Origin of the sequence: Roseibium sp. SCP14, assembly GCF_040329475.1 — a bacterium.
Taxonomy (GTDB): Bacteria; Pseudomonadota; Alphaproteobacteria; order Rhizobiales; family Stappiaceae; genus Roseibium.
Genome location: NZ_JBDZYH010000001.1, coordinates 675,074 through 695,159, shown reverse-complemented (window position 1 = coordinate 695,159; position 20,086 = coordinate 675,074). Strand labels below are relative to the sequence as shown.

The 20,086-nt window shown below is 55.6% G+C and carries 17 protein-coding genes and 1 pseudogene; 12 read left to right on the top strand and 6 right to left on the bottom strand.

The annotated features are described in order from the left end of the window. The first annotated feature begins 32 nt into the window (after positions 1 to 32). The 3 genes from cysD to ABLQ08_RS03125 all read left to right on the top strand — a co-directional run bounded on the left by cysD (position 33) and on the right by ABLQ08_RS03125 (position 4,182). Positions 33 to 962 carry a sulfate adenylyltransferase subunit CysD gene (gene cysD / locus ABLQ08_RS03135; protein ID WP_352939462.1) on the top strand — a complete coding sequence of 310 codons (930 nt, stop codon included), beginning with the start codon at positions 33 to 35 and terminating at the stop codon, positions 960 to 962. Position 963: 1 nt separating this feature from the next. Beyond that, complete coding sequence (gene cysN / locus ABLQ08_RS03130; protein WP_352939459.1) at positions 964 to 2,895, top strand: sulfate adenylyltransferase subunit CysN; 1,932 nt, start codon at positions 964 to 966, stop codon at positions 2,893 to 2,895. Positions 2,896 to 3,168: 273 nt separating this feature from the next. Next, complete coding sequence (locus ABLQ08_RS03125; protein WP_352939456.1) at positions 3,169 to 4,182, top strand: GDP-mannose 4,6-dehydratase; 1,014 nt, start codon at positions 3,169 to 3,171, stop codon at positions 4,180 to 4,182. 22 nt (positions 4,183 to 4,204) lie between these two features. Here the strand turns inward: ABLQ08_RS03125 and ABLQ08_RS03120 are convergent, their stop codons facing one another. Next, entirely contained in the window at positions 4,205 to 4,681 is a 477-nt protein-coding gene (locus ABLQ08_RS03120) for a YbaK/EbsC family protein (RefSeq protein ID WP_352939453.1), read from the bottom strand. A 239-nt stretch (positions 4,682 to 4,920) separates the two neighbouring features. Here ABLQ08_RS03120 and ABLQ08_RS03115 point away from each other — a divergent pair, with 239 nt between their 5' ends. Continuing rightward, positions 4,921 to 5,109 (top strand): hypothetical protein, encoded by a 189-nt coding sequence (locus ABLQ08_RS03115; protein WP_352939451.1) that lies wholly within the window; start codon positions 4,921 to 4,923, stop codon positions 5,107 to 5,109. Positions 5,110 to 5,186: 77 nt separating this feature from the next. Here ABLQ08_RS03115 and ABLQ08_RS03110 read toward each other — a convergent pair whose 3' ends face one another. Further along, complete coding sequence (locus ABLQ08_RS03110) at positions 5,187 to 6,359, bottom strand: NAD(P)/FAD-dependent oxidoreductase (protein ID WP_352939448.1); 1,173 nt, start codon at positions 6,357 to 6,359, stop codon at positions 5,187 to 5,189. 122 nt (positions 6,360 to 6,481) lie between these two features. Between ABLQ08_RS03110 and mnmD the strand changes: the two genes are divergently transcribed. Further along, positions 6,482 to 7,204: a tRNA (5-methylaminomethyl-2-thiouridine)(34)-methyltransferase MnmD gene (gene mnmD, locus ABLQ08_RS03105; RefSeq protein WP_352939445.1), complete on the top strand. Its 723-nt coding sequence runs from the start codon at positions 6,482 to 6,484 to the stop codon at positions 7,202 to 7,204. A 42-nt stretch (positions 7,205 to 7,246) separates the two neighbouring features. Here the strand turns inward: mnmD and ABLQ08_RS03100 are convergent, their stop codons facing one another. After that, positions 7,247 to 8,143 (bottom strand): LysR family transcriptional regulator, encoded by an 897-nt coding sequence (locus ABLQ08_RS03100; protein ID WP_352939443.1) that lies wholly within the window; start codon positions 8,141 to 8,143, stop codon positions 7,247 to 7,249. 183 nt (positions 8,144 to 8,326) lie between these two features. Between ABLQ08_RS03100 and bla the strand changes: the two genes are divergently transcribed. Continuing rightward, positions 8,327 to 9,211, top strand: a complete 885-nt coding sequence (gene bla, locus ABLQ08_RS03095; RefSeq protein ID WP_352939441.1) for a class A beta-lactamase — start codon at positions 8,327 to 8,329, stop codon at positions 9,209 to 9,211. An 86-nt stretch (positions 9,212 to 9,297) separates the two neighbouring features. Continuing rightward, on the top strand, positions 9,298 to 9,606 hold the full coding sequence (locus ABLQ08_RS03090; protein ID WP_352939438.1) for an EthD family reductase: 309 nt from the start codon (positions 9,298 to 9,300) through the stop codon (positions 9,604 to 9,606). Positions 9,607 to 9,710: 104 nt separating this feature from the next. Here the strand turns inward: ABLQ08_RS03090 and ABLQ08_RS03085 are convergent, their stop codons facing one another. Then, the gene (locus ABLQ08_RS03085) at positions 9,711 to 10,685 is read right to left on the bottom strand and encodes a 2-hydroxyacid dehydrogenase (RefSeq protein WP_352939435.1); all 975 of its coding nucleotides are present in this window, start codon (positions 10,683 to 10,685) and stop codon (positions 9,711 to 9,713) included. Positions 10,686 to 10,777: 92 nt separating this feature from the next. Further along, the gene (locus ABLQ08_RS03080; protein WP_352939433.1) at positions 10,778 to 12,760 is read right to left on the bottom strand and encodes a methyl-accepting chemotaxis protein; all 1,983 of its coding nucleotides are present in this window, start codon (positions 12,758 to 12,760) and stop codon (positions 10,778 to 10,780) included. 450 nt (positions 12,761 to 13,210) lie between these two features. On the opposite strand from ABLQ08_RS03080, the gene ABLQ08_RS03075 reads away from it, so the two are divergent. The 3 genes from ABLQ08_RS03075 (at position 13,211) to ettA (ending at position 16,214) form a co-directional block, all read left to right on the top strand. Continuing rightward, positions 13,211 to 13,711: a hypothetical protein gene (locus tag ABLQ08_RS03075; RefSeq protein ID WP_352939430.1), complete on the top strand. Its 501-nt coding sequence runs from the start codon at positions 13,211 to 13,213 to the stop codon at positions 13,709 to 13,711. A gap of 229 nt (positions 13,712 to 13,940) precedes the next feature. Then, positions 13,941 to 14,399, top strand: coding sequence for a hypothetical protein (locus ABLQ08_RS03070; protein ID WP_352939428.1), 459 nt, complete (start codon positions 13,941 to 13,943; stop codon positions 14,397 to 14,399). A gap of 165 nt (positions 14,400 to 14,564) precedes the next feature. Continuing rightward, the gene (gene ettA / locus ABLQ08_RS03065; RefSeq protein ID WP_352939426.1) at positions 14,565 to 16,214 is read left to right on the top strand and encodes an energy-dependent translational throttle protein EttA; all 1,650 of its coding nucleotides are present in this window, start codon (positions 14,565 to 14,567) and stop codon (positions 16,212 to 16,214) included. A 72-nt stretch (positions 16,215 to 16,286) separates the two neighbouring features. On the opposite strand, the pseudogene ABLQ08_RS03060 reads toward ettA, so the two are convergent. Further along, positions 16,287 to 16,634, bottom strand: a pseudogene (locus ABLQ08_RS03060) (DUF2834 domain-containing protein). 212 nt (positions 16,635 to 16,846) lie between these two features. Between ABLQ08_RS03060 and ABLQ08_RS03055 the strand changes: the two are divergent. Together ABLQ08_RS03055 and ABLQ08_RS03050 are read left to right on the top strand one after the other, a co-directional pair. After that, entirely contained in the window at positions 16,847 to 18,916 is a 2,070-nt protein-coding gene (locus tag ABLQ08_RS03055; RefSeq protein ID WP_352939424.1) for an FUSC family protein, read from the top strand. 192 nt (positions 18,917 to 19,108) lie between these two features. Then, positions 19,109 to 19,921, top strand: coding sequence for a hypothetical protein (locus ABLQ08_RS03050; RefSeq protein WP_352939423.1), 813 nt, complete (start codon positions 19,109 to 19,111; stop codon positions 19,919 to 19,921). The last annotated feature ends 165 nt before the right edge of the window (positions 19,922 to 20,086 follow it).

Here is a 20,086-nt window from a genome sequence, read left to right as displayed (position 1 = left end):
GGCCGGATGACCGGTCCAACGGAAAAGCGACTATGAACATGCAATCTTACGGGATCACGCCCGAGCGCCTCAGCAACCTGAAGCGGTTGGAAGCGGAAAGCATCCATATCATCCGCGAAGTTGCGGCCGAATTCTCCAATCCGGTGATGCTCTATTCCATCGGCAAGGATTCCGGTGTCATGCTTCATCTGGCGATGAAGGCTTTCTATCCGTCGAAGCCGCCGTTCCCGCTGCTTCACGTGGACACGACCTGGAAATTTCGGGACATGATCCAATTCCGGGACGAGACCGCTAAGCGTCTCGGTCTGGATCTTCTGGTCTATACCAACCCGGAAGGACTTGAGAAGAACGTCGGCCCCTTCTCGCACGGCTCCTCGGTACACACCCACATCATGAAAACCGAAGCCTTGAAGCAGGCGCTGAACAAGTACGGTTTTGATGCGGCGTTTGGCGGTGCGCGCCGGGACGAGGAAAAGTCACGTGCCAAGGAGCGGGTCTTTTCCTTCCGCAATGCCAATCATGGCTGGGATCCCAAGAACCAGCGCCCGGAACTGTGGAGCCTCTACAATGCTCGGGTTGCCAAAGGTGAAAGCATACGTGCTTTTCCACTGTCCAACTGGACCGAGCTCGATATCTGGCAGTACATTCTGACCGAAAACATCCCGATGGTTCCGCTCTATTTTGCCGCCAAGCGTCCTGTGGTTCAGCGCGACGGTATGCTGATCATGGTGGATGACGAGCGAATGAAACTGCAGCCCGGAGAGACCATAGAGGAAAAGTTGGTGCGTTTCCGCACGCTCGGCTGTTATCCGTTGACCGGTGCAATTGAATCTGATGCCGACACACTTCCCGCCATTGTCCGCGAAATGCTGATTGCCCGCACCTCCGAACGTCAGGGTCGTCTGATCGACAAGGACGAAAGCGCGTCGATGGAGAAGAAGAAGCGGGAAGGATATTTCTAAGATGACCAACGTAGAAGTACAGGGTGCTGCCGAAACAGCCGTTACCGATTATATCCTCGCGCAAGAATCCAAGGACCAGTTGCGATTCCTGACCTGCGGTTCCGTCGATGATGGTAAGTCGACCTTGATCGGTCGTCTGCTTTACGACACCAAGCTGATTTTCGAAGATCAGCTGGCAGCTCTGGAGCGCGATTCAAAGAAACACGGAACCGTTGGTGAAGAGATTGATCTCGCCTTGCTGGTGGACGGTCTGGAAGCCGAGCGCGAACAGGGCATCACGATCGACGTTGCCTATCGCTTCTTCGCGACGGAAAAGCGCAAGTTCATTGTTGCCGACACACCAGGCCACGAGCAATACACCCGCAACATGGCCACCGGTGCTTCGACTGCTGATCTGGCTGTTCTCCTGGTGGATGCCCGCAATGGCCTGATGGTGCAAACGCGCCGTCATGCGTTTATTGCGTCTTTGCTGGGTATTCGGCACGTGGTTCTGGCGATCAACAAGATCGACCTTGTCGGCTACTCCGAGGAACGCTTTGAGGAAATCCGTAAGGAATTCGAGGTCTTCGCCAACGGCTTTGACTTCGAGTCCCTGCAGGCTATTCCCATGTCAGCCCGCTATGGCGACAACGTCACCGGCAAGAGCCAGAAAATGGACTGGTACTCCGGTCCGACGCTTCTGGAACATTTGGAAACGGTCGAGGTTGGCGAACATGTTCTGGAAGCACCTTTCCGCTTCCCGGTACAGTGGGTCAACCGTCCAAACCTGGACTTCCGCGGATACTCCGGAACTATCGCCAGTGGTCGCGTCGCAGTTGGTGATGAGCTGGTTGTCGCCGGTCCGGCGAAGGTTTCCAAGGTGAAGAACATCATCGGCGCAGGTGGTGAGGTTCAGGACGCACGCGCGGGCGAAGCGGTCACGATCACGCTGGAAGACGAGATCGACATCTCGCGCGGCGACCTTTTGTCATCAACGGCGCACCGACCTGATGTTGCAGACCAGTTTGCCGCCCATGTGATCTGGATGTCCGACGAGCCTTTGTTACCAGGTCGTCCGTATCTTCTGAAAATTGGCACCCGCACGGTCACTGCGACGGTCTCGGAGATCAAGCACAAGATCAATGTGAACACGTTTGAGCACATTGCCGGCAAGACGTTGGAACTCAACGAAATCGCTTTCTGCAATTTTGCCCTGTCGTCTTCCGTGCCGTTTGACCCCTATGAGGCCAATCATACGACAGGGTCGTTCATCCTGATCGACCGTATGTCAAATGCGACAGTGGGTGCCGGAATGATCTGGTTTGCGCTTCGGCGGGCGAGCAACATTCACTGGCAGGCTCTTGAAGTCGACAAGCACGCACGTTCTGAGAAGCTCGACCAGAAACCGGCGGTTCTGTGGTTCACCGGACTGTCGGGGTCCGGCAAGTCGACCATCGCCTCGATTGTGGAGAAAAAGCTGCATATCGAAGGTAGGCACACCTACACGCTTGACGGTGACAATGTTCGTCATGGCCTCAACAAGGATCTTGGTTTTACCGACGCTGACCGGGTGGAAAACATCCGTCGCGTAGGTGAAGTCTCGAAACTTTTTGTCGATGCGGGCTTGATCACTTTGGTCTCGTTCATCTCACCCTTCAAGTCCGAGCGCCGGCTGGCGCGGGATCTGATGGAAGACGGCGAGTTCATCGAGGTCTTTGTCGATACTCCGATCGAGGAGTGCCGAAAGCGTGACCCGAAAGGGCTCTACGAGAAGGCGGACCGCGGCGAGATCAAGAATTTCACCGGGATCGATAGCCCGTATGAAGCTCCGGAAAATCCCGAAATTCACATTCGAAACGTGGATCGGAGCCCTGAAGAGGTCGCAGAGAATATTATCTCCTATCTTCGCGAACATGGCTTCCTGAGCAGTTTTGCTCACGGAGAGGGCATCTAGGATTTCCGCAACAAGACGCTCAGTGGTCTTCTGGTGATAGCTGCTGTTCTGCGTCTGGAAAATCAGGATCTGGTCTTGGCAAGGCTCGGAGTTCATTCGAATTCCGAGCCTTGCTGCTTCTATCTTGCTGTTTTCGTCAGCGACATGCTGCAATTGTGAATATGTTTCCTGGGCTTCTGTCTCAAAATCAGACTTTGTCATTGCCCGGTCACAAGAAGCGCCTTAAGACCGCTTTCACAAACGTGCTCATCAGCGAAAAGGCCTCGTAAAATAATGAAAACCGTTCTGGTGACTGGTTCGGCAGGGTTCATCGGCTACTTTCTTTGCACCCGCCTGCTTCAGGATGGCTTCAGGGTCATCGGTCTTGACGCCATGACCGATTATTACGACGTCAGACTGAAGGAACGGCGGCAGCAGATGCTGCTGCAACATGAACATTTCAAGGCCGTGAATGACCGCATCGAGACGGCCGATCTGCTGATGTCCATGTTCAGGTCCGAAAAGCCGGACTTCGTCATTCACCTGGCTGCGCAGGCCGGTGTGCGCTATTCCATCGAAGCGCCGAGAACGTATCTGGAAAGCAACATTTGCGGCACGTTCGAGCTTTTGGAAGCAGCCAGGGCATTTCCGCCGGAACATATGCTGCTGGCATCGACGTCTTCTGCGTACGGTGCCAATACGGTCATGCCGTACACCGAAACAGACAAGGCTGACCATCAGGTTTCTTTCTACGCAGCGACGAAGAAGGCAACAGAGTCCATGGCGCATTCCTATGCGCATCTCTACGACTTGCCGATCACGATGTTCCGGTTTTTTACAGTTTATGGCCCTTGGGCGCGGCCGGACATGGCTCACTTCAAATTCGCGAAGGCCATTCTCGAAGGCCGGCCGATCGATGTCTATAACTACGGCGACATGAAGCGTGACTTCACTTATGTGGAAGATCTGGTGGAGGGGATACGTCTACTGATGGATGCGGTTCCCGTTCGGCCGGCGGATGGTGAAGAGGTTTCCGAAGGCGATAGCCTGTCGCCGGTTGCGCCGTGGCGTATTGTCAACATCGGAAACTCGACCAGCGTACAGCTAACCGAGTTTATCGATTCGATCGAAGAGGCCATCGGCAAGAAAGCTGAACGCAATCTGATGCCGATGCAGCCTGGTGATGTGTCGGCGACCTGGGCGAACGCCGATCTGTTGCAGAACCTGACCGGTTACCGGCCGAAGACTTCGGTCAAGGAAGGGGTCACCAGGTTCGTGAACTGGTACCGGGAGTACTATCAGGTCTAGGGTATTTCCTGCAGTTACTTGTCTAGTCCTGGACCTGAGGCGGCTGGCAGACATCGACCCATTCCGCGGCTGTAATGTCTGCCATTTGCTCAGGGGACACTTTTACCGCAGCATTGGTTGCTCCGGCTGCTGGAATGACAACGTCGAAATCTTTGAGTGAAATGTCGCAATAGACGGGCAGGGGTTGTGCCAGGCCGAACGGGCAGACCCCGCCCACCGGGTGCCCCGTGAGGTGTTCGACATCTTCTCGCCCGAGCATTTTGACCTTGCCTCCGAAGGCCGCTTTGGCCTTCTTGTTGTCCAGCCGCGCATCACCTCGGGCAACGACCAGAAAGATCTTTTCCTTCACCTGAAACGAAAGTGTCTTGGCGATCTGACCAGGTTCGACACCGTGAGCCTCGGCTGCCAGGTCGACTGTGGCGCTGCTGTTCTGGGTCACAATGACTTCCAGTTCGGGGGCGGCGCTGGTCAGGTGATCACGTACGCTTTCGAGGCTCATGCGGAAGTTTCTCTCTCACTGGTTAAACAAGGAAGTATTGGCATTTTTCGCAGGACGAAACAATCAACAACCGGCAAAACAAACTGTGCATATGATCAAATCCATTCTAGTGAAATTTAATAAAGCATTCATAGTAATTTTAAGTGGGTTTTAACCAGGGGACCTTTAAACGTTAGACTTGGCACTGGTGGAATTCTGTTCCTCTTTTTTGTCACTCTGGTTGTTTAAGGATTGACGATATGGCCAAGGCCATGACAGCCGTGAAAGATGTTCGCTCTTCCAAAGAAGAGGACGATGAACAGGCCGTCGTGATTGTTCATCGGGGCGAGAGAATGAACGTGCCTTTCCTGCTGGCGAAGAACCTCCTGTTTTGGGGGTCGATTTCGCTTACCTTCTATGGACTTTATTTGGTGGTTTCTGCGCTCTAGCAACATTGCTCTGCGCGCCGATTATCCTCTATCCGCATTGCTGCGAACGGATCGGGCAACTCAACTTCCGTCAGAATTTATCTTCTACCCAGATTGTCCGCATCCAACCGGTTGATGCCGAAGTGGTGGTCCGGACGGAAAGTGTCCGGCAGTTCAAAGTCCGGTTTTTCATCAACAATTTCCGCGACAAGACAGTCAGCAATCTGGTGTGCGATGCCGAAGGAGATCTTGAACCCGCCCGTTGCCGCAAAAACGGCGTCATACCCGGGCAGTTTGCCGATCAAGGGATCGCGCTTGTTACAACGCGGTCTGATCCCGGCCCAGTCGGCAATTAGCGCACGGCCATTCAGTTGAGGACAGAAGGCAGTTGCCCGTTGCAACAGTTCATCCGTACGCGCTGGCGAAGGGGTGGTGTCCGAATACTCGCGGTCGGCAGTGCTGCCAACAGCAACCGTACCATTTGCGTGAGGAACCACGTAAAGACCATCGCAGTAAATCGCCGGCCTGTCTTCCAGTCCCTTGCCGTCAAGGATCAAGGCCTGCCCCTTTTCACCACGACCGATCATCTCTCCGGTAAAATGCTCGATGAGGTCAAATGCTGAGAACCCTCCCGACAGAACAAGTCGCCTCGCCAAAATCGGATCGTGGTCGCCCGAAAGTTGAACGGAGCCGCTGGTTTCGTCAAAATCCGTGACGGTTGCATCTTCAATCAACGTCCCCTCGCTTCTGACGAATGCCGCGAGTGCTGCCAGATAGGAACGCGGAGAGGCCCGGGCGGCGAGCGTTTCATAGACCAGGCCAAATGGAGCCGCGGCTGGATCAAGCCAATCGGACCGGCTGCCTTCGGGCTCCACGACATAGGAGAAGCCGGTTTTTTCAGGGTGCCAGCGGAGTTTGCTTTCTTCAGCCCGCTCCAGATGGTGCTCAAGCTTGTCGGTCGTCGTGAGTGGCAGGATACGGCCGCAGCGTCGGTATCCGCAGCTCAGACCGGTATCTTTCTCCAGCTGCCGAATGCTGTTTTCAAGACTGAGCAACGCTTGAAACTGAAACTCCTTTTTCTGGTTCCAACGTGCCGGCATATGAGGCATCAGCGCGCCCAGCAACCCGCCACTTGAACCTGCTCCGATATACTGTGCCTCAAGCACGAGCACCCGCAAGCCTTGTTTGATGGCTCTGCGGGCAATGGACAGACCAAAGACGCCTGCTCCCGCGATTGCAAGGTCATAGGGTTCGGCGGAGATGGACGCCATTTGATAAACAGTCCTTGTGATTGATTGCGCAGATGGGCTGGCGTAAGAGGACGCAGTAACCTGGCAACGGATCCTGGGTCTGGACCCTATATCTCAGTCCCACCAACAGCAAAACGAGTAATATGGCCACACACGCGCCAGATCTGGAATGGCTTCCGGGCGATGTGCCCAGGGCAGAGGGCTTCGACGACACCTATTTTTCAAAGGCGGGTGGGTTGAACGAAACCCGTCACGTGTTTCTTGCTGGTAACAATTTGCCAACGCGGTTCCAGAGCCGGTCGTCCTTCACAATCGCAGAGTTCGGGTTCGGGACAGGATTGAACTTCCTGACGACTCTAGCTGCGCTCAAAGATGTTCCGGCAGCGCCTGAGCTCCTGTTTGTCTCTTTCGAGCTTTATCCCATGACGAAGGATCAGCTGGCACGGGCTCTTGGTGCATTTCCGGAACTCAATGTTTTCGCTTCGGAGCTTACGAGCGTCTGGGCCCCCGAAGCGGGGTGGAACCGGCTGAGCATTGGTAATGCGGAGCTGTTGCTCGGAATTGGCGATGCCAGGCAGATGATCGGCGAATTGACACTGATGGATCCCGGCAGATCCGGCGGGACAACTCAAATTCCCCCTGTCGATGCCTGGTTTCTAGATGGTTTCAGTCCTGCGAAGAATCCGGAATTGTGGGATGAAGACCTGCTACGACAAGCGGCGAACCTGACATCAGACGATGGAACACTGGCAACATACACTGCTGCCGGGTGGGTGCGGCGTAATCTCCAGTCTGCCGGTTTCACGGTGGAAAAAGTCGGTGGATTTGCTGGCAAGCGTGAGATGGTGATCGGCAGGAAAGGCTAGGGCACGTGTGAAGCGTGGCGGGCCGAGTTATTTCCTTGCCCGTTAGCGGGTTTGGGCCGAAGTCAGCTTCACGGAACCGAACCTGCCCTCCAGCCACACACGAAACTTCTGCATGGCAGAAGTCTCCTGTCGGGACTTTAGCCAGGTGAGCCAATAGCTGCCCGTCGTGACCTCGAGGGGAAATGGCCGCACGATCCTCCCGGTCGACAAGTCGTGTTCAAACATGCTCGTTGGCACAAGCGCTACTCCGGCATCCCGGGTGACTGCTTCGACCATAGTCAGCGAGGAATCGAACATCCAGCCTCGCGCCCGCGGCGCAGGCAGAGAAGCTGCCTGAAACCACATGGCCCATTCATCCATGCGATAGGAGCGGAGCAGGGGCCATTCAAGCAGATCTCCAGGTGTGTTCAGTCGTTTTGCAATAGCAGGAGAACACACGGGAGATAGAGGTGCTTCCATCAGTTTCACGGCATTCGTGCCATGCCAGGCGCCATCTCCGAACCGGATGAAATAGTCCAATCCGTCAGCCAGAATGTCCGCGCGATTGTTGTTGGTCTTGAGACGCAGATCCACATGCGGGTGGGCATCGGAAAAACGTTCGAGATTTGGCAGCAACCAACCGGTCGCGAAAGTACCGACAGCGCCGACAGTCAGAACTTCCCTGAAGTTCCCGTCCTCAAATCGGCGGAGTGTTGCGCTCATCCGCCGGAAGGCATCGGTCAGGACCGGCAGCAGAGCATGCCCTTCATCGGTCAAAGCGACGCCCCTGGGAAGCCGTTCAAACAGGGAAACTCCCAAAACCTCTTCAAGGGCTTTGACCTGATGGCTGACGGCCGTCTGCGAGACATGCAACTCGAGCCCCGCCCGGGTGAAACTCAGCAGCCTTGCGGAGGCTTCAAATGCTCTGAGGGCATTGAGGGGCAATTGGGAAACTTCCATTCAATCCTCGCAAGGTGCTTTCTGCTAGTGAGATAAGGCCAAGTTTTTCTCATGGCTAACCTCATTATTGATCGTTTGTGTAATGAAGATGGCAAGGGCAAAGTCGCCGTGCTTCATCGGCCCCAGCGCGGGGGCTTGCTGCTCAGCCGGGGAAGCAACAGGTTTCAAACATGGAGAATTTGTATGCTCGCTCTTTCCTGGCGCTCTGCCCTCATCAGCTTTGTTCTGCCCATTGCCACGCTGAGTTCACCTCTTGCAGCCGATTTCGATCCGGTCCCTCTGAACTCCAAGGTGCAGGAGGTCGAAAACCGGTTGTCGGCTCGAGTCGGTGTTAGCGTAATCGATACCGGATCGGGAGAAGTCTGGAGTTACAACGGCGATGAGCGCTTTCCGACAAACAGCACGTTCAAGGCCTTTTTGTGTGCGGCGTTCCTGGATGCAGGCGATGCCGGCCGGACGGATCCGGACAGAGCCGTGACGATCCGCCAGCAAGACCTGGTTACCTATTCGCCGGTTACGGAAAAAAGGGTGGGCGGCAAGAGTTTCACCGTCAGAGAACTGTGTGAGGTCACCGTAACCACGAGCGACAACGCAGCGGCCAACCTCGTCATGCAGGATATCGGTGGCCCCGAGGCTTTGACCGCGTTTCTGCGCCGGATTGGTGACGAAAAGACACGTGCCGATCGTTGGGAACCGGAGTCCAATACCGGATATCCGGGCGATGACAGGGACACAACCACCCCCGATGCAGCTGCTGAGACTTTGAACAAACTGGTGCTTGGCACCGCGCTGACATCGCGGTCCAGAGACCTGCTGACAGAATGGTTGATCGGAAACAAAGTCGGCAATTCAACGCTTCGCGCCGGGTTGCCTGAGGGCTGGAAAATTGCAGACAAGACCGGGGCAGGCGGAAACGGATCTCGCAACAACATTGCGGTCATCTGGCCGGAAAATCGGGAGCCGGTGGTGATCGCCGTCTATATCACGCAAACCGAAGCGCCCTTTAAGGCACGCAATCGGGCGATAGCGGAAATCGGCGCAGCACTTGCGGAAAGTGTCAAACCCTGAACGACCGTTTGAGTTGACTCTTTTCTCCTGCTTCGATGGGATGCTTCCCGCCGGAGCAGGAAAGCCCGGATCATCAGGAGAATGTCATGTCGATCTCACTTCAGGTCCTTTATCCCATAAAACCGGATACCACGTTCGATCAGGACTACTACAAAGGGACCCATATGAAGCTTGTGCGGGATCATTTGGGGGCCTTCATGGTTTCTGCTCAGGCTTCCAAAGGACTTGCAGGTGGACCGGATGCGCCACCAGCGTTTTATGCGATTGCGACCATGACTTTCGAAAATCAGGAGAAATTCGATCAGGCCATGGCAGCCGCCGGACCCGTGCTTGCGGACATTCCGAACTATACAAACACGAAGCCGCAGATGCTCATTGGCGAAGTTCTGGACTGAGGCGTTTCTTGAAAACCTTGAAACGAAGAGCATTGCCTATCGTGTTGAAATCCTTGATTTCGGGCAGCGACAGGTGATCCAGTCTCTTCACGCATTGCCTTGTTTCATTTGCCGTCAGCCGTCGCCTGTTTCATTTCCGGGACGGGCGTCACGGCCTTTCCAGTTTCGAACCAGCTTTTCAGGTTGTCGACAACAAGTTGCCCCATTGCATTGCGGGTGGCCTGGGAAGCTGATCCGACATGGGGAAGCAGCGTGACGTGAGGCAGTTGCATCAGTTTTTCCGGCACGTGTGGCTCGTTTTCAAAAACGTCGAGACCGGCGCCGAATATCGTACCGTCTTCAAGCGCGTCGATAAGCGCCGTTTCGTCGATGACTGATCCCCGGCCGATATTGATCACGATGCCGCCAGGGCCCAGCGCGTCGAGCACTTCTGCGTCGACGGCATGCTCCGTCTCCGCACCACCCGGTGCGACCACCATCAACGTGTCACAGGCAGCTGCCAGATCCTTCAAGGTGGCATGATACGGGTAGTCGATCCCATCCTGTTTGTGGCGGCCGTGGTAACAGATCTCCAGACCAAAAGCTTCCGCACGCTTGGCAATTGCCTTGCCGATACGGCCCAGGCCGAAAATACCGAGCTTGCGCCCCCTGAGGGTTGCTGGGGTCAGCGGGTAGGGGCCCTTGCTTTCCCACTTGCCCGCTCGCAGCCAGGTCTCGGCTTGGCCGAACTCGCGGACCGTCATGATCATCAGTCCAATAGCGGTATCAGCGACCTCATCGGTCAGAACGTCCGGTGTATGAGTAACGGTTACGCCGGATGCGAGGCAGTCACCGGTATTGACGTGGTCATAACCGACACCGAAGCTCGAGATAATTTGCGCGTTCGGGATCTTCTGCAGAAAAGCAGCGTCAACGGCAATCCCCGTCAGGGCGACGCCCTTGATCCTGTCGCCGACTTTTTCCAGTAATGCGTCCGGATCGTCAGTCTCGTACAGCTTGTGCACGGTAAAGAGAACATCCAGTTGCTCCTGAACGTTTGGCAGCATCGGGCGCGGCATGAGAATGTCGATGGACTTCATGGAAATATCCGGAAAATCTTGAGAGCTGACGACTGGTTGGGAGGATACCCTACAGGACGGCGGGCATTCTCGTCAGCCCTCAATTTATCCGGTTAGGTCCGCTCAAGACCGACCTTGCTGTCTTCGGCCCACATCAGCCTGTAGGAAACCCAGCCTTCTCCCGGGACATTGAGTTCGATATCCCCATCGAGGTCCCTACCGCTGTTGGTGACGCAGCAACCCGTGTCGGACAGGTTCAGGAGTTCAACGACGAAATCACCGTTCCGGTCGCGGCCATTGACCAGCTGGTTCACCTCTGTCCTGGGGTTGGAACGGCGTTCGGTTTCATCCAGAGACGCCTGAATGATGGCCGGAATATCCTCGCGCATGTGCTGCGCGGCAAAGGCCATCGAACTTGTCTTCTCGCTCATTGCGTTGGAGAAGGCGAGGGACTCCTGCGCAATCTGCGCAACCTCCGACATGCCTTCCGACATTCTGCCGACGGCCTGACCGGACTCATTGACGATCTTGCCGAAATTCTCCGTCGTCACCCTTTGCTCTTCGGTCGCCGAGGCAACGGAGGCTGCCATTTCGCTGAGGCGGCTGATGCTTTCAATAATTCTGTCGATTGAGGAAACAGCTGCACCTGTCTTGCTCTGAATGGTGACAACCTGTTCGGAGATCTGCTCGGTCGACCGGTTTGTCTGTTCGGCAAGCTCCTTCACTTCCGCGGCGACCACGGCAAAACCGCGACCGGCCTCGCCTGCGCGTGCAGCCTCAATTGTCGCGTTCAATGCAAGCAGATTGGTTTTCTCGGCAATGTCACTGATGACGGACACGAACTGCCCGATGCTCTCGGCCGCGGCGGCAAGTTCCCCGATCGTTTCGTGTGAAGAAGAAGAAAGCGTCACGGCCTCCGTCGTAAGAACGTTGGTTTTTTCGGTCTTCTCTGCCACTTCGCTGATGGCGGCAAGAAGACCTTCTGAAAGATCTCCGGCTTCTTCGGAACGTTGATGGGTCTCCTGCGCCTGGGTCAGCATTTCGTTGATGCCGTCATTGGCTCGCTCCAGGGCCGCGCGCATGCGCGTGGACTGGTCTTTAACCTCGTCGGCGCTTTCGGCGATGGTGGAGATGCCTTCCTCGGTCTTTTCCTTGACCTCGGTTGCCATCAGGGAGAGAGTTTCGCGCCTCTGGTTGATGTTTTCCCGCTCTACTTCCTTGCGCTCGTTTTCCAGATTGCGCATCTGGATCAGCTTTTCCTTGAAATTGTTGAACGCGCTGGCGAGATCGCCAATTTCATCATTGCCCTTGACGTCGACGGTTGCCGTCAAGTCGTTATGGGCAAGCTGATCAAGTGCTGAAACGACTGTCCGAAGAGGACGCGTTACCGTAATGCGCGCAATCAGGGTCGAAACCAGAATTCCGAACAGAGTCGAGACGATGGCTGCGATAATCAGAACCTGAACGGTTTCCTGTTCGTGAAGTTCCGCTGTTTTAGTCGCGTTCAGCGTGAAGGTCTCGATCTTGTGAAGGAGTTCAATCAGCTCGCTGTTGAGCTGTTTCTCTTCTTCCTCGATTGTTGCAAGCAGTGCTGCTGCCTTCTCGGTTTCGTTGTTGTTGGCATATTCAATTATCTCGATCGCGTGGTCGTCGTAGGTCTTGTGCTCCGCTTCAATTCTCTTGAGCGCGTCCAGCACATGCAGGATTTCCGCGCGTGTTGCCTCGTCATAGGCATGTTTCAACGCTTCTTCTGCGATACGTTCGCCTTCGAGAATTTCCCGGTCAACGATTGACGCATATTCCTTGAACTTTTTCTCCGACAGCGCTCTCTGCTGTTCCAGGTCGCCATCTGCGAGACCGTTCAGGCGCAGGATCCGCTCAAACAGGACGGACTGTTCCAGCTGGTGAGTTGTGATCCGGCTGAGAACTTCGGTAAGCGGAATATCGGACTCGGCGATCGTTTCGATCTCCCTGCCGATCTTGTTCAGTTGCGAAACGCTGAAAACCGATTGTGCAACCATCACTGTGCTTAAAACCAGAACGATAGCAATTACTTTTGCCGCAACAGAAAAACGAATGTTGCTGGAGACGGTCATGTCGGGCCCCTACCAAAATGAAACCATTGGTAGAATTCTATGTATACGTAAAGAAATAATTACGTGAGCAAATTAATAAACACAAAGTCTAGGGAAATTTATATTGATGGGTATCTGTGTTGTGAATGAGGAAAGTTGCCGAGTTGTAAGTATTGTATATTTTTACAATGAGTGTTTAAGCGATGAGTTTTTAGATGAAGTTGGCGCAATGTGAACCGGCGTTGATTCGCCGAAAAGTTGAATCCGTCTGCCGGTTGATGGTCCGCGTCACTGAAAATATATGTGCTGAGACAAGAATTCCGAGCCGCCGTTTTCAGCTCTTACTTGCACTCATTTGACAGCGCTTTCAGCGTGCAAGGTTTCTCTTCTAGAAACCGAACAGACAAAGATGCTTGCTCGCCAGGCACCGGACGGCGATTGTAGGTCTCGGTAAAAGGGAGCGGTGAGAAGATGGCAAACAGGGAAGACCGTAAAACGCTTGAATTGCTCACAGCGATCGCGAAAGTCGTGGAAGTTCCGGTGCCTGCCAGTGCGTCTGCTTTGACCTCGATGAGCAGGCCTGAGGCTGTCCGCATCATCGAAGACAGATATTCCAACTTCAAGCTGCGGAATGAGAACGCGGCATTGACCTCTTCTGAACTGGAATCAGCACTCAGCGGCAATACCATCTACGGTGCCCCCTATAGCAACGATCCGTATGTACTGGCATTTCATCCTGGCGGTGAGGGGCACATGAAGGTTCGTGGCAGAGAGCCGGAAGTCGGGACCTGGTGGATCAACTCCGACGACACCATCCACTCCAAATGGGAAGAGGCGGCCTCGGGCAAGGACATCGCCATTCGGTATTACAGAACCGCGAACCCTTTCATCTTCCTGCATGAAGCCGCCAGCCGCGAGCTGCCGCCTGTCGAATGCCGCATGTGTATTGTGCAGCCGGGGCTGGCGCTGTGACGGGTTCTCTCAGTTGCTCAACAGGAAATGCGCTCTTGTGCCAAGCGCGCGATCTCTAGCGATAGGGCGTGGAAGTTCTCGCCTCGGTGCAGGGCAGATCATAGGTGGCAGGACTTGAGAGCAACGCTTATGCGTGTTGACAGATTGGATTTCCCGGAAACAATCAAGCCCGAGTTTATCGCGAGCTTCTGAAAGGTTGGTCAAACCGATGTGCGGCAAAGGGCTCTACGTGACTGTTGCTTCAGTTGTGATCTTGTATACAGCGACGGGGGACATCGGACATGCTGCAGAAATAGAAAAGGCGGAGTTTTTTGTAGAACTGTCTGATGAGGCATCTGACTCTGTCTATCTGGACACGAATGTTGTGCCTCTCAAGCCGGATCAGACTTGTTTCGGGTGGCGGATAAAACTTTCAAGTGACGAAACTCTGGTTCATGTAAGAGAAGTCCTGACGCTTCCCGATGCTCCCGAATACTGGTCGGATGAAGACAACGTCTACGGTACAATCGAGATTTCAAGAGACAGGACAGCTGCAACGACAACCCGCTTCATACCGGTCGTCGATGGATGGGTTGAACATTCCTGGTGCGTTTCCGAGGGGGATCCCACCGGTCACTGTTCGCTTGACGTCACGATTGACAATCAGCCGGTAGAACGGTTCGATTTTCGCATAGTCGAGATCAAGTAACCTCACGAAGCTTCGTGATCCTTCGATCAGTCACCGCATCGATGAGAACTCGGCGTGAACTACCTACTGAAATCGCCCATTGCCCCGGACGTCACTTTCCCCTAAAAGACCCCGCAGAATTCCAAAGATTCCCAACAGCGTTTTCAAGTGGAGAAGCGGAGCCCCATGGCGCGCCAGTTCATCTATCACATGCACGGCCTCTCCAAGGCCTATAACGACAAGAAAGTCCTCGACAACATCCACCTGTCTTTCTACCCGGATGCCAAGATCGGTATCCTGGGCCCGAACGGTGCCGGTAAGTCGACGCTTTTGAAGATCATGGCCGGCCTCGACAAGGAGTATACCGGTGAGGCCTGGGCCGCCGAAGGCGCCAAGGTTGGCTACCTGCCGCAGGAGCCGAAGCTGGACGAAACCAAGACCGTGATGGAAAACGTCATGGAAGGTGTCGCTCACAAGCAGGCGAAGATCGACCGCTACAACGAACTGATGATGAACTACTCGGACGAGACCGCCGACGAAGCTGCCCATCTTCAGGACGAGATCGATGCGAAGGATCTGTGGAACCTGGAAAGTCAGGTGGAAATGGCGATGGAAGCCCTGCGCTGCCCGCCATCCGATGCTTCCGTTGAAAACCTCTCCGGTGGTGAACGCCGCCGTGTCGCGCTCTGCCAGCTGCTTCTGTCGGAGCCGGACCTGCTGCTGCTCGACGAACCGACCAACCACCTGGACGCGGAAACCGTTCACTGGCTGGAGCGTCACCTGCGTGAGTTCAAGGGCTCCGTCCTGATCATCACCCACGATCGCTACTTCCTCGACAATGTCACCGGCTGGATCCTCGAGCTCGACCGCGGGCAGGGCATTCCTTACGAAGGCAACTACTCGGTCTATCTGGAAAAAAAGACCAAGCGCATGGAGCAGGAAGGCCGCGAGAACATGGCCCGCTCCAAGGCAATTGCCCGCGAGCGCGAATGGATGGGTATGAGCCCGAAAGGCCGCCAGACCAAGTCAAAAGCACGTATCCGGGCCTTTGAAGACCTGTTGAGCGCCCAGGAAGAACGTCAGCCGTCCATCGAACAGATCCTCATCCCGGTAGGCGAGCGCCTTGGCGCCAACGTCATTGAGGTCGATGGTGTTTCCAAGGGCTTCGAAGATCGTCTTCTGATCGACAACCTGTCCTTCAAGCTGCCACGCGGTGGCATTGTTGGAGTCATCGGTCCGAACGGTGCAGGCAAGTCGACCCTCTTCAAGATGCTGACCGGCCAGGAAAAGCCGGACAACGGCTCCGTCAACATCGGCGACAGCGTGCATCTGGGTTATGTCGACCAGTCACGTGACGCGTTGAACCCGAACAACACGGTCTGGGAAGAGATTTCCGGCGGCGCCGAAGTGATCTACCTTGACGACAAGGAAATCAACTCACGCGCCTACTGCTCGTCCTTCAACTTCAAGGGCCCGGCTCAGCAGGCGAAGGTGGGCGATCTCTCCGGTGGTCAGCGTAACCGCGTTCACCTGGCAAAGGTCCTGAAGAAGGGCGCCAATGTTCTGCTGCTCGATGAGCCGACCAACGACCTCGACACCGAGACCCTGGCAGCTCTTGAAGACGCTCTGGAAAACTACGCCGGCTGCGCCGTGGTTATCTCGCACGATCGTATGTTCCTCGACCGTCTGGCAACGCACATGCTGGCCTTTGAAGGCGACAGCCACGTGGAATGGTTCGAAGGCAACTTCGAAGACTACGAAAAGGACAAGGTCCGCCGCCTCGGTGCTCACGCCGCCGATCCGCGCCGGATCAAGTACAAGCCGCTGACGCGCTAAGCGTCCAGCCGGCTCCAACATTCAAAACCCCGGAACATCGTTCCGGGGTTTTTTGGTTAGAAGCTTGCCTTGTCAGCTGGCATTGTCGGCTATCAGGTGATCAGGACCCTCTGCCTCTCTGGTGCGCTCCCGCAGCCAGAGGTAAAGCGGCAGCCCCAGGGACAGTCCGACGAGCCAGATCGCGGGAATGGTCAGCCACTAGCTGGAAACGGAATTCTGCCGCGCATCCTGCCAGGACCAGACCCAGAAGACGGTGCAGGCGATCAAAAGGTCCGTTGTAAATCCGCTGCTCGGGCCGTTGGCAAAGAGAAGCTGTACGAAAAGCAACAGATTTGGACCGTGTTCCGATGTGAAGCCGGCGAAAAAGAGCCAGGGTAGGATCGTCCCGAACACGGCGGCTGCAAGATAGAAAGTCTTCATGGTGCATAACCTCTCTTTGAGCTCCGGGAGTTATCGAGAGCGCGGACCATTGCTTCAATTCCCATGGAAGGAATAGCGATCCTTTCGAAGTTGTTGAATGCAGCGTCGAAGATCGGAGCTTGCCAGAGACATCCGAAATCGCGTCAAATGGATCGGGGCTATTTCAATATTCGATTTCAAGTCCAATGGTTTCAACGACCTAGAGGAAGCGATTGATCTCTTTTCAGATGTTTCAGCCGATATTCCGTTCGATAAAGGTCCTGCAACGCTACGATCCGGGTGCCTTGCGCTTGGTGCGCGGGGCCCACCTTATGATGACTGTGGTGATCGCGGGATTGCTGGCCAATCAGCTTGGACCGTTCGCCGAGGGGTTGTCGGGCTTTACCCTTTCTGTGCTGGCTGCCGCCGCTGGCGCGCACTGTCTTTTGTTCACACCGATTTCGACACGCAAGCAGGAAGCCGGCGACCTTGTCTGGCTGGGACTGATAATGACAGGTCTGGCGGTCTTCGGGATGGCGTCCGGACTGGCTGCAGGCAAGAGTGCAGGTGTCGTGCTGCAGTCCATCTGGATCGCGGTCATCGCAATCGGATTCGGTATTGAGGGTTTCGGGCCGTTTTGGCTGCGTACGGGGCGGATGGTTTCGATTTTCTGGCTGTTTGTGATCATGTCGAGTGTCTCCGGTTTGCCCGGAGTATGGTTGCCGGCAATGACGATACTTGGTGTCGTTCTGGCTTTCGTGATCCGCATCGGTTTCTGGCGGCCGTCACCTGAAAAAACCTATTTGAGGGTTGAAAAGGCAAATCGTCAGGCAATGGCCGACTATTTGAAACTGGCCGCAAATGGGCAATTGTCGATCGACCGCCGCCGCCGGTTAAATGTCTCCGATGTTGCCGGCCTGCGTTCGGAACTGGACCTGAGCATTGATCTGATCGATCCCGGTGCGGCTCTCCAGGGCCTGTCGGTGGAATCGGCGGCAATGATGCAGCTCGCACTGGAGGTCGTGCGCGATGCCATGGCAATGCTCTCGCCCGAAAGCCGCACGGAACTGATCCGAAACGCGACCTTTCAGACCATCGTGGAACAGCTTTGCCAAAGGATCACGGCAGGAGAGGCACCGATCGGCGAAACTCCGTTTGACGTGGACTGGCCGGAGCTTGAGGCCGGGTTTCAGAAAGGTGACAATTTTCAGCTCCTGCGGATTGCGCAGGCATTCGAACGGATCTGGAAACTCGCCGAAGGGACGTCTCGGCTCAGGCCGGACGAGGAAGCCGCGGTCGAGGCGAAATCCGCGCCCTGGTGGCAGCAGATCTCCTGGCGGCTTGCTGTTCAGGCAAGCGTCGCTGCCAGCGTTGGCTACGGCATCGGGATCTACTTCAACCTGAGTCATGCCTACTGGGTGACGATCACGGTGATCGTTGTCCTGTGCGGCAGCCTTGGCGCAACAATGAAAAAGACCACACAGCGAACCCTGGGCACGGCAGTCGGGTTCATGTTCGCAATACTGCTGGAACCCGTGCTCTCGGGTTATCCGGACATCCGGGTTGCTCTGATAATCCTTCTGTTGCCTCCGATCATTGTTCTGTTTGAACGCAACTATGGTATCGCCGCCGGGATTATCAGTTTCCTTGTGCTGATCGGGCTTCAGACACTGACCGGCTTGCCGGCTGCTGAATTCTGGGCACGTCTTTACGACACGTTGATCGGCGCCGCAGTCGGACTTGCGGCAGCCTGGTTACTCTTTCCCAACCGGAGCGGCGACAGCGTTGACCAGCTGGAGACGTCTTACCTGAACACCTGTTCGCAATACCTGAAGACGGAGAGCGGACAGGAAGGGGCGGACACTCTTGATTACACCCAACTGAAGGCAACCGCCCACAAACTGCTTGCGACAGCCAGAACCTATCGAACCGAGCGCGCACCCTGGTCGTCTTTCACCAAGTCTTCCGGCAAACTGGATACGCTTGTTGTCCTGCTGGCGGACTACGTAGCGCTGTACCGCCAGGCGAGAGCTAATGTGCAGGCTGATGCGGACAAGTATGCAACCGTCGAACCGGTTGAAACGCTCGTTGCCAGAATGGACAAGCGCATACAGGATGAAATCGGTGCCGTTCTGAACGGTAAGGGCAAACAGACCGTGCCGGGTTTGGCCGAGGAATGGCGGGCGGCGATGCCGGAAACGACACAGACAGATACACATTTCATGACTGACTGGGTCGCGATGCTCTATTACGCCAGAAAGGTTATCCGTTGTCTTGACGGCTTCCGGCAGGATGTCGGCTGAGCCGTGGAAAGGACGGTAACAGGCCGGTTCGTACCGGCATAAACCTTTCACTTATTTAATCTGAAATCGATTGCCCCGCTACAATCTAGAAGGCAGACTGTGTTCTATGTCACAATCTGAACGGGATGCCCGTGCGAAGTTTGATTGTCAGCAACCGGGCGCCCGCCATTGCCCGGGAGGAGGTATTTGACGATGAACAGTTTGAAAATAACTCGCGGAATGATTGTAGGTGCCGGTCTGTTGGCCGGAATTGGAATAGGGACAGCCCACGCGCAGCAGGCGCAGCCGGTCAATGCCGATCCGACACCGCCGCCGACTTACGACTTCGTACAGCAGGCCGGTGAAATGAAATTCGATGGCAAGACCATGACGCTGACCGGCACGGATGCGGGTGTCTTGTTCTTCAGTGATCGGCCCTACCGTGTCGGCGGTCAGATTTCAAACAAGGATTTCGCAGGCTTCTGGGAAGTTGAAGACGGGTTCAAGGGAGACCCGCCAAATGCAGTCGTCAGTATCCTGAGCGAGACAGGCAAGGTTCCTGCGCTGGTGGAATTGACATCCGCCAAGACAGAAGGATCTTCGATGGTCTATGGCGTCAAGGTCCTGCGAGGTGAGCTGCCGGAGAGCGCCAAGGGTGTCGCCCTCTTCATCGATCGCAGTTCCAGGCCGCACCATCATGGCGCAACCTCCACCGCGCCGCGGGGAGGCGTCGGATTTGAGCCCTATGGTCCCTATTGCTATCACGCGCCACAGGATCCGCGCTGCCGCGCATGGCATCCCCCCTACCATCCGTATTATCCGCCTTACTACCCGCCCTATCCGCCGTATGGCCCGTACTATCATCCAGGCGCTTATGCAGCCGGCGTGGCAACAGGTGCTGCTATTGCCAGCGCAGCCCGTCAGCCGACCTACTACTATTATCCGATCCCGACCGGTCCGCTGCCGCCAAACTGCTGGATCAACTCTCAGCACACCCAGATGGTTTGCACTGTGAGGCTGCAGTAAGGCTGTTGCCAATAATGCAGACACGATTTTGGCTCCGCGACTGGATCGCGGGGCCTTTTTTGGCTTCCCGCTTCGAAGAAGGAGGGCCGACAGGGGAGGTGATGCATCCCGTCGCCCCGCCGCGCCAAGTGTGATCAAGAATTCGAGCAGGCCTACGGATCATCA

Bases quoted from the DNA above. Each gene is read 5' to 3' on its own strand.
- ABLQ08_RS03050 (WP_352939423.1), top strand. From the start codon at position 19,109: ATGAACAGTTTGAAAATAACTCGCGGAATGATTGTAGGTGCCGGTCTG.
- cysN (WP_352939459.1), top strand. From the start codon at position 964: ATGACCAACGTAGAAGTACAGGGTGCTGCCGAAACAGCCGTTACCGAT.
- ABLQ08_RS03085 (WP_352939435.1), bottom strand. From the start codon at position 10,685: ATGAAGTCCATCGACATTCTCATGCCGCGCCCGATGCTGCCAAACGTT.
- ABLQ08_RS03100 (WP_352939443.1), bottom strand. From the start codon at position 8,143: ATGGAAGTTTCCCAATTGCCCCTCAATGCCCTCAGAGCATTTGAAGCC.
- mnmD (WP_352939445.1), top strand. From the start codon at position 6,482: ATGGCCACACACGCGCCAGATCTGGAATGGCTTCCGGGCGATGTGCCC.
- ABLQ08_RS03120 (WP_352939453.1), bottom strand. From the start codon at position 4,681: ATGAGCCTCGAAAGCGTACGTGATCACCTGACCAGCGCCGCCCCCGAA.
- ABLQ08_RS03125 (WP_352939456.1), top strand. From the start codon at position 3,169: ATGAAAACCGTTCTGGTGACTGGTTCGGCAGGGTTCATCGGCTACTTT.
- cysD (WP_352939462.1), top strand. From the start codon at position 33: ATGAACATGCAATCTTACGGGATCACGCCCGAGCGCCTCAGCAACCTG.
- ABLQ08_RS03075 (WP_352939430.1), top strand. From the start codon at position 13,211: ATGGCAAACAGGGAAGACCGTAAAACGCTTGAATTGCTCACAGCGATC.
- ettA (WP_352939426.1), top strand. From the start codon at position 14,565: ATGGCGCGCCAGTTCATCTATCACATGCACGGCCTCTCCAAGGCCTAT.
- bla (WP_352939441.1), top strand. From the start codon at position 8,327: ATGCTCGCTCTTTCCTGGCGCTCTGCCCTCATCAGCTTTGTTCTGCCC.
- ABLQ08_RS03115 (WP_352939451.1), top strand. From the start codon at position 4,921: ATGGCCAAGGCCATGACAGCCGTGAAAGATGTTCGCTCTTCCAAAGAA.
- ABLQ08_RS03080 (WP_352939433.1), bottom strand. From the start codon at position 12,760: ATGACCGTCTCCAGCAACATTCGTTTTTCTGTTGCGGCAAAAGTAATT.
- ABLQ08_RS03090 (WP_352939438.1), top strand. From the start codon at position 9,298: ATGTCGATCTCACTTCAGGTCCTTTATCCCATAAAACCGGATACCACG.
- ABLQ08_RS03110 (WP_352939448.1), bottom strand. From the start codon at position 6,359: ATGGCGTCCATCTCCGCCGAACCCTATGACCTTGCAATCGCGGGAGCA.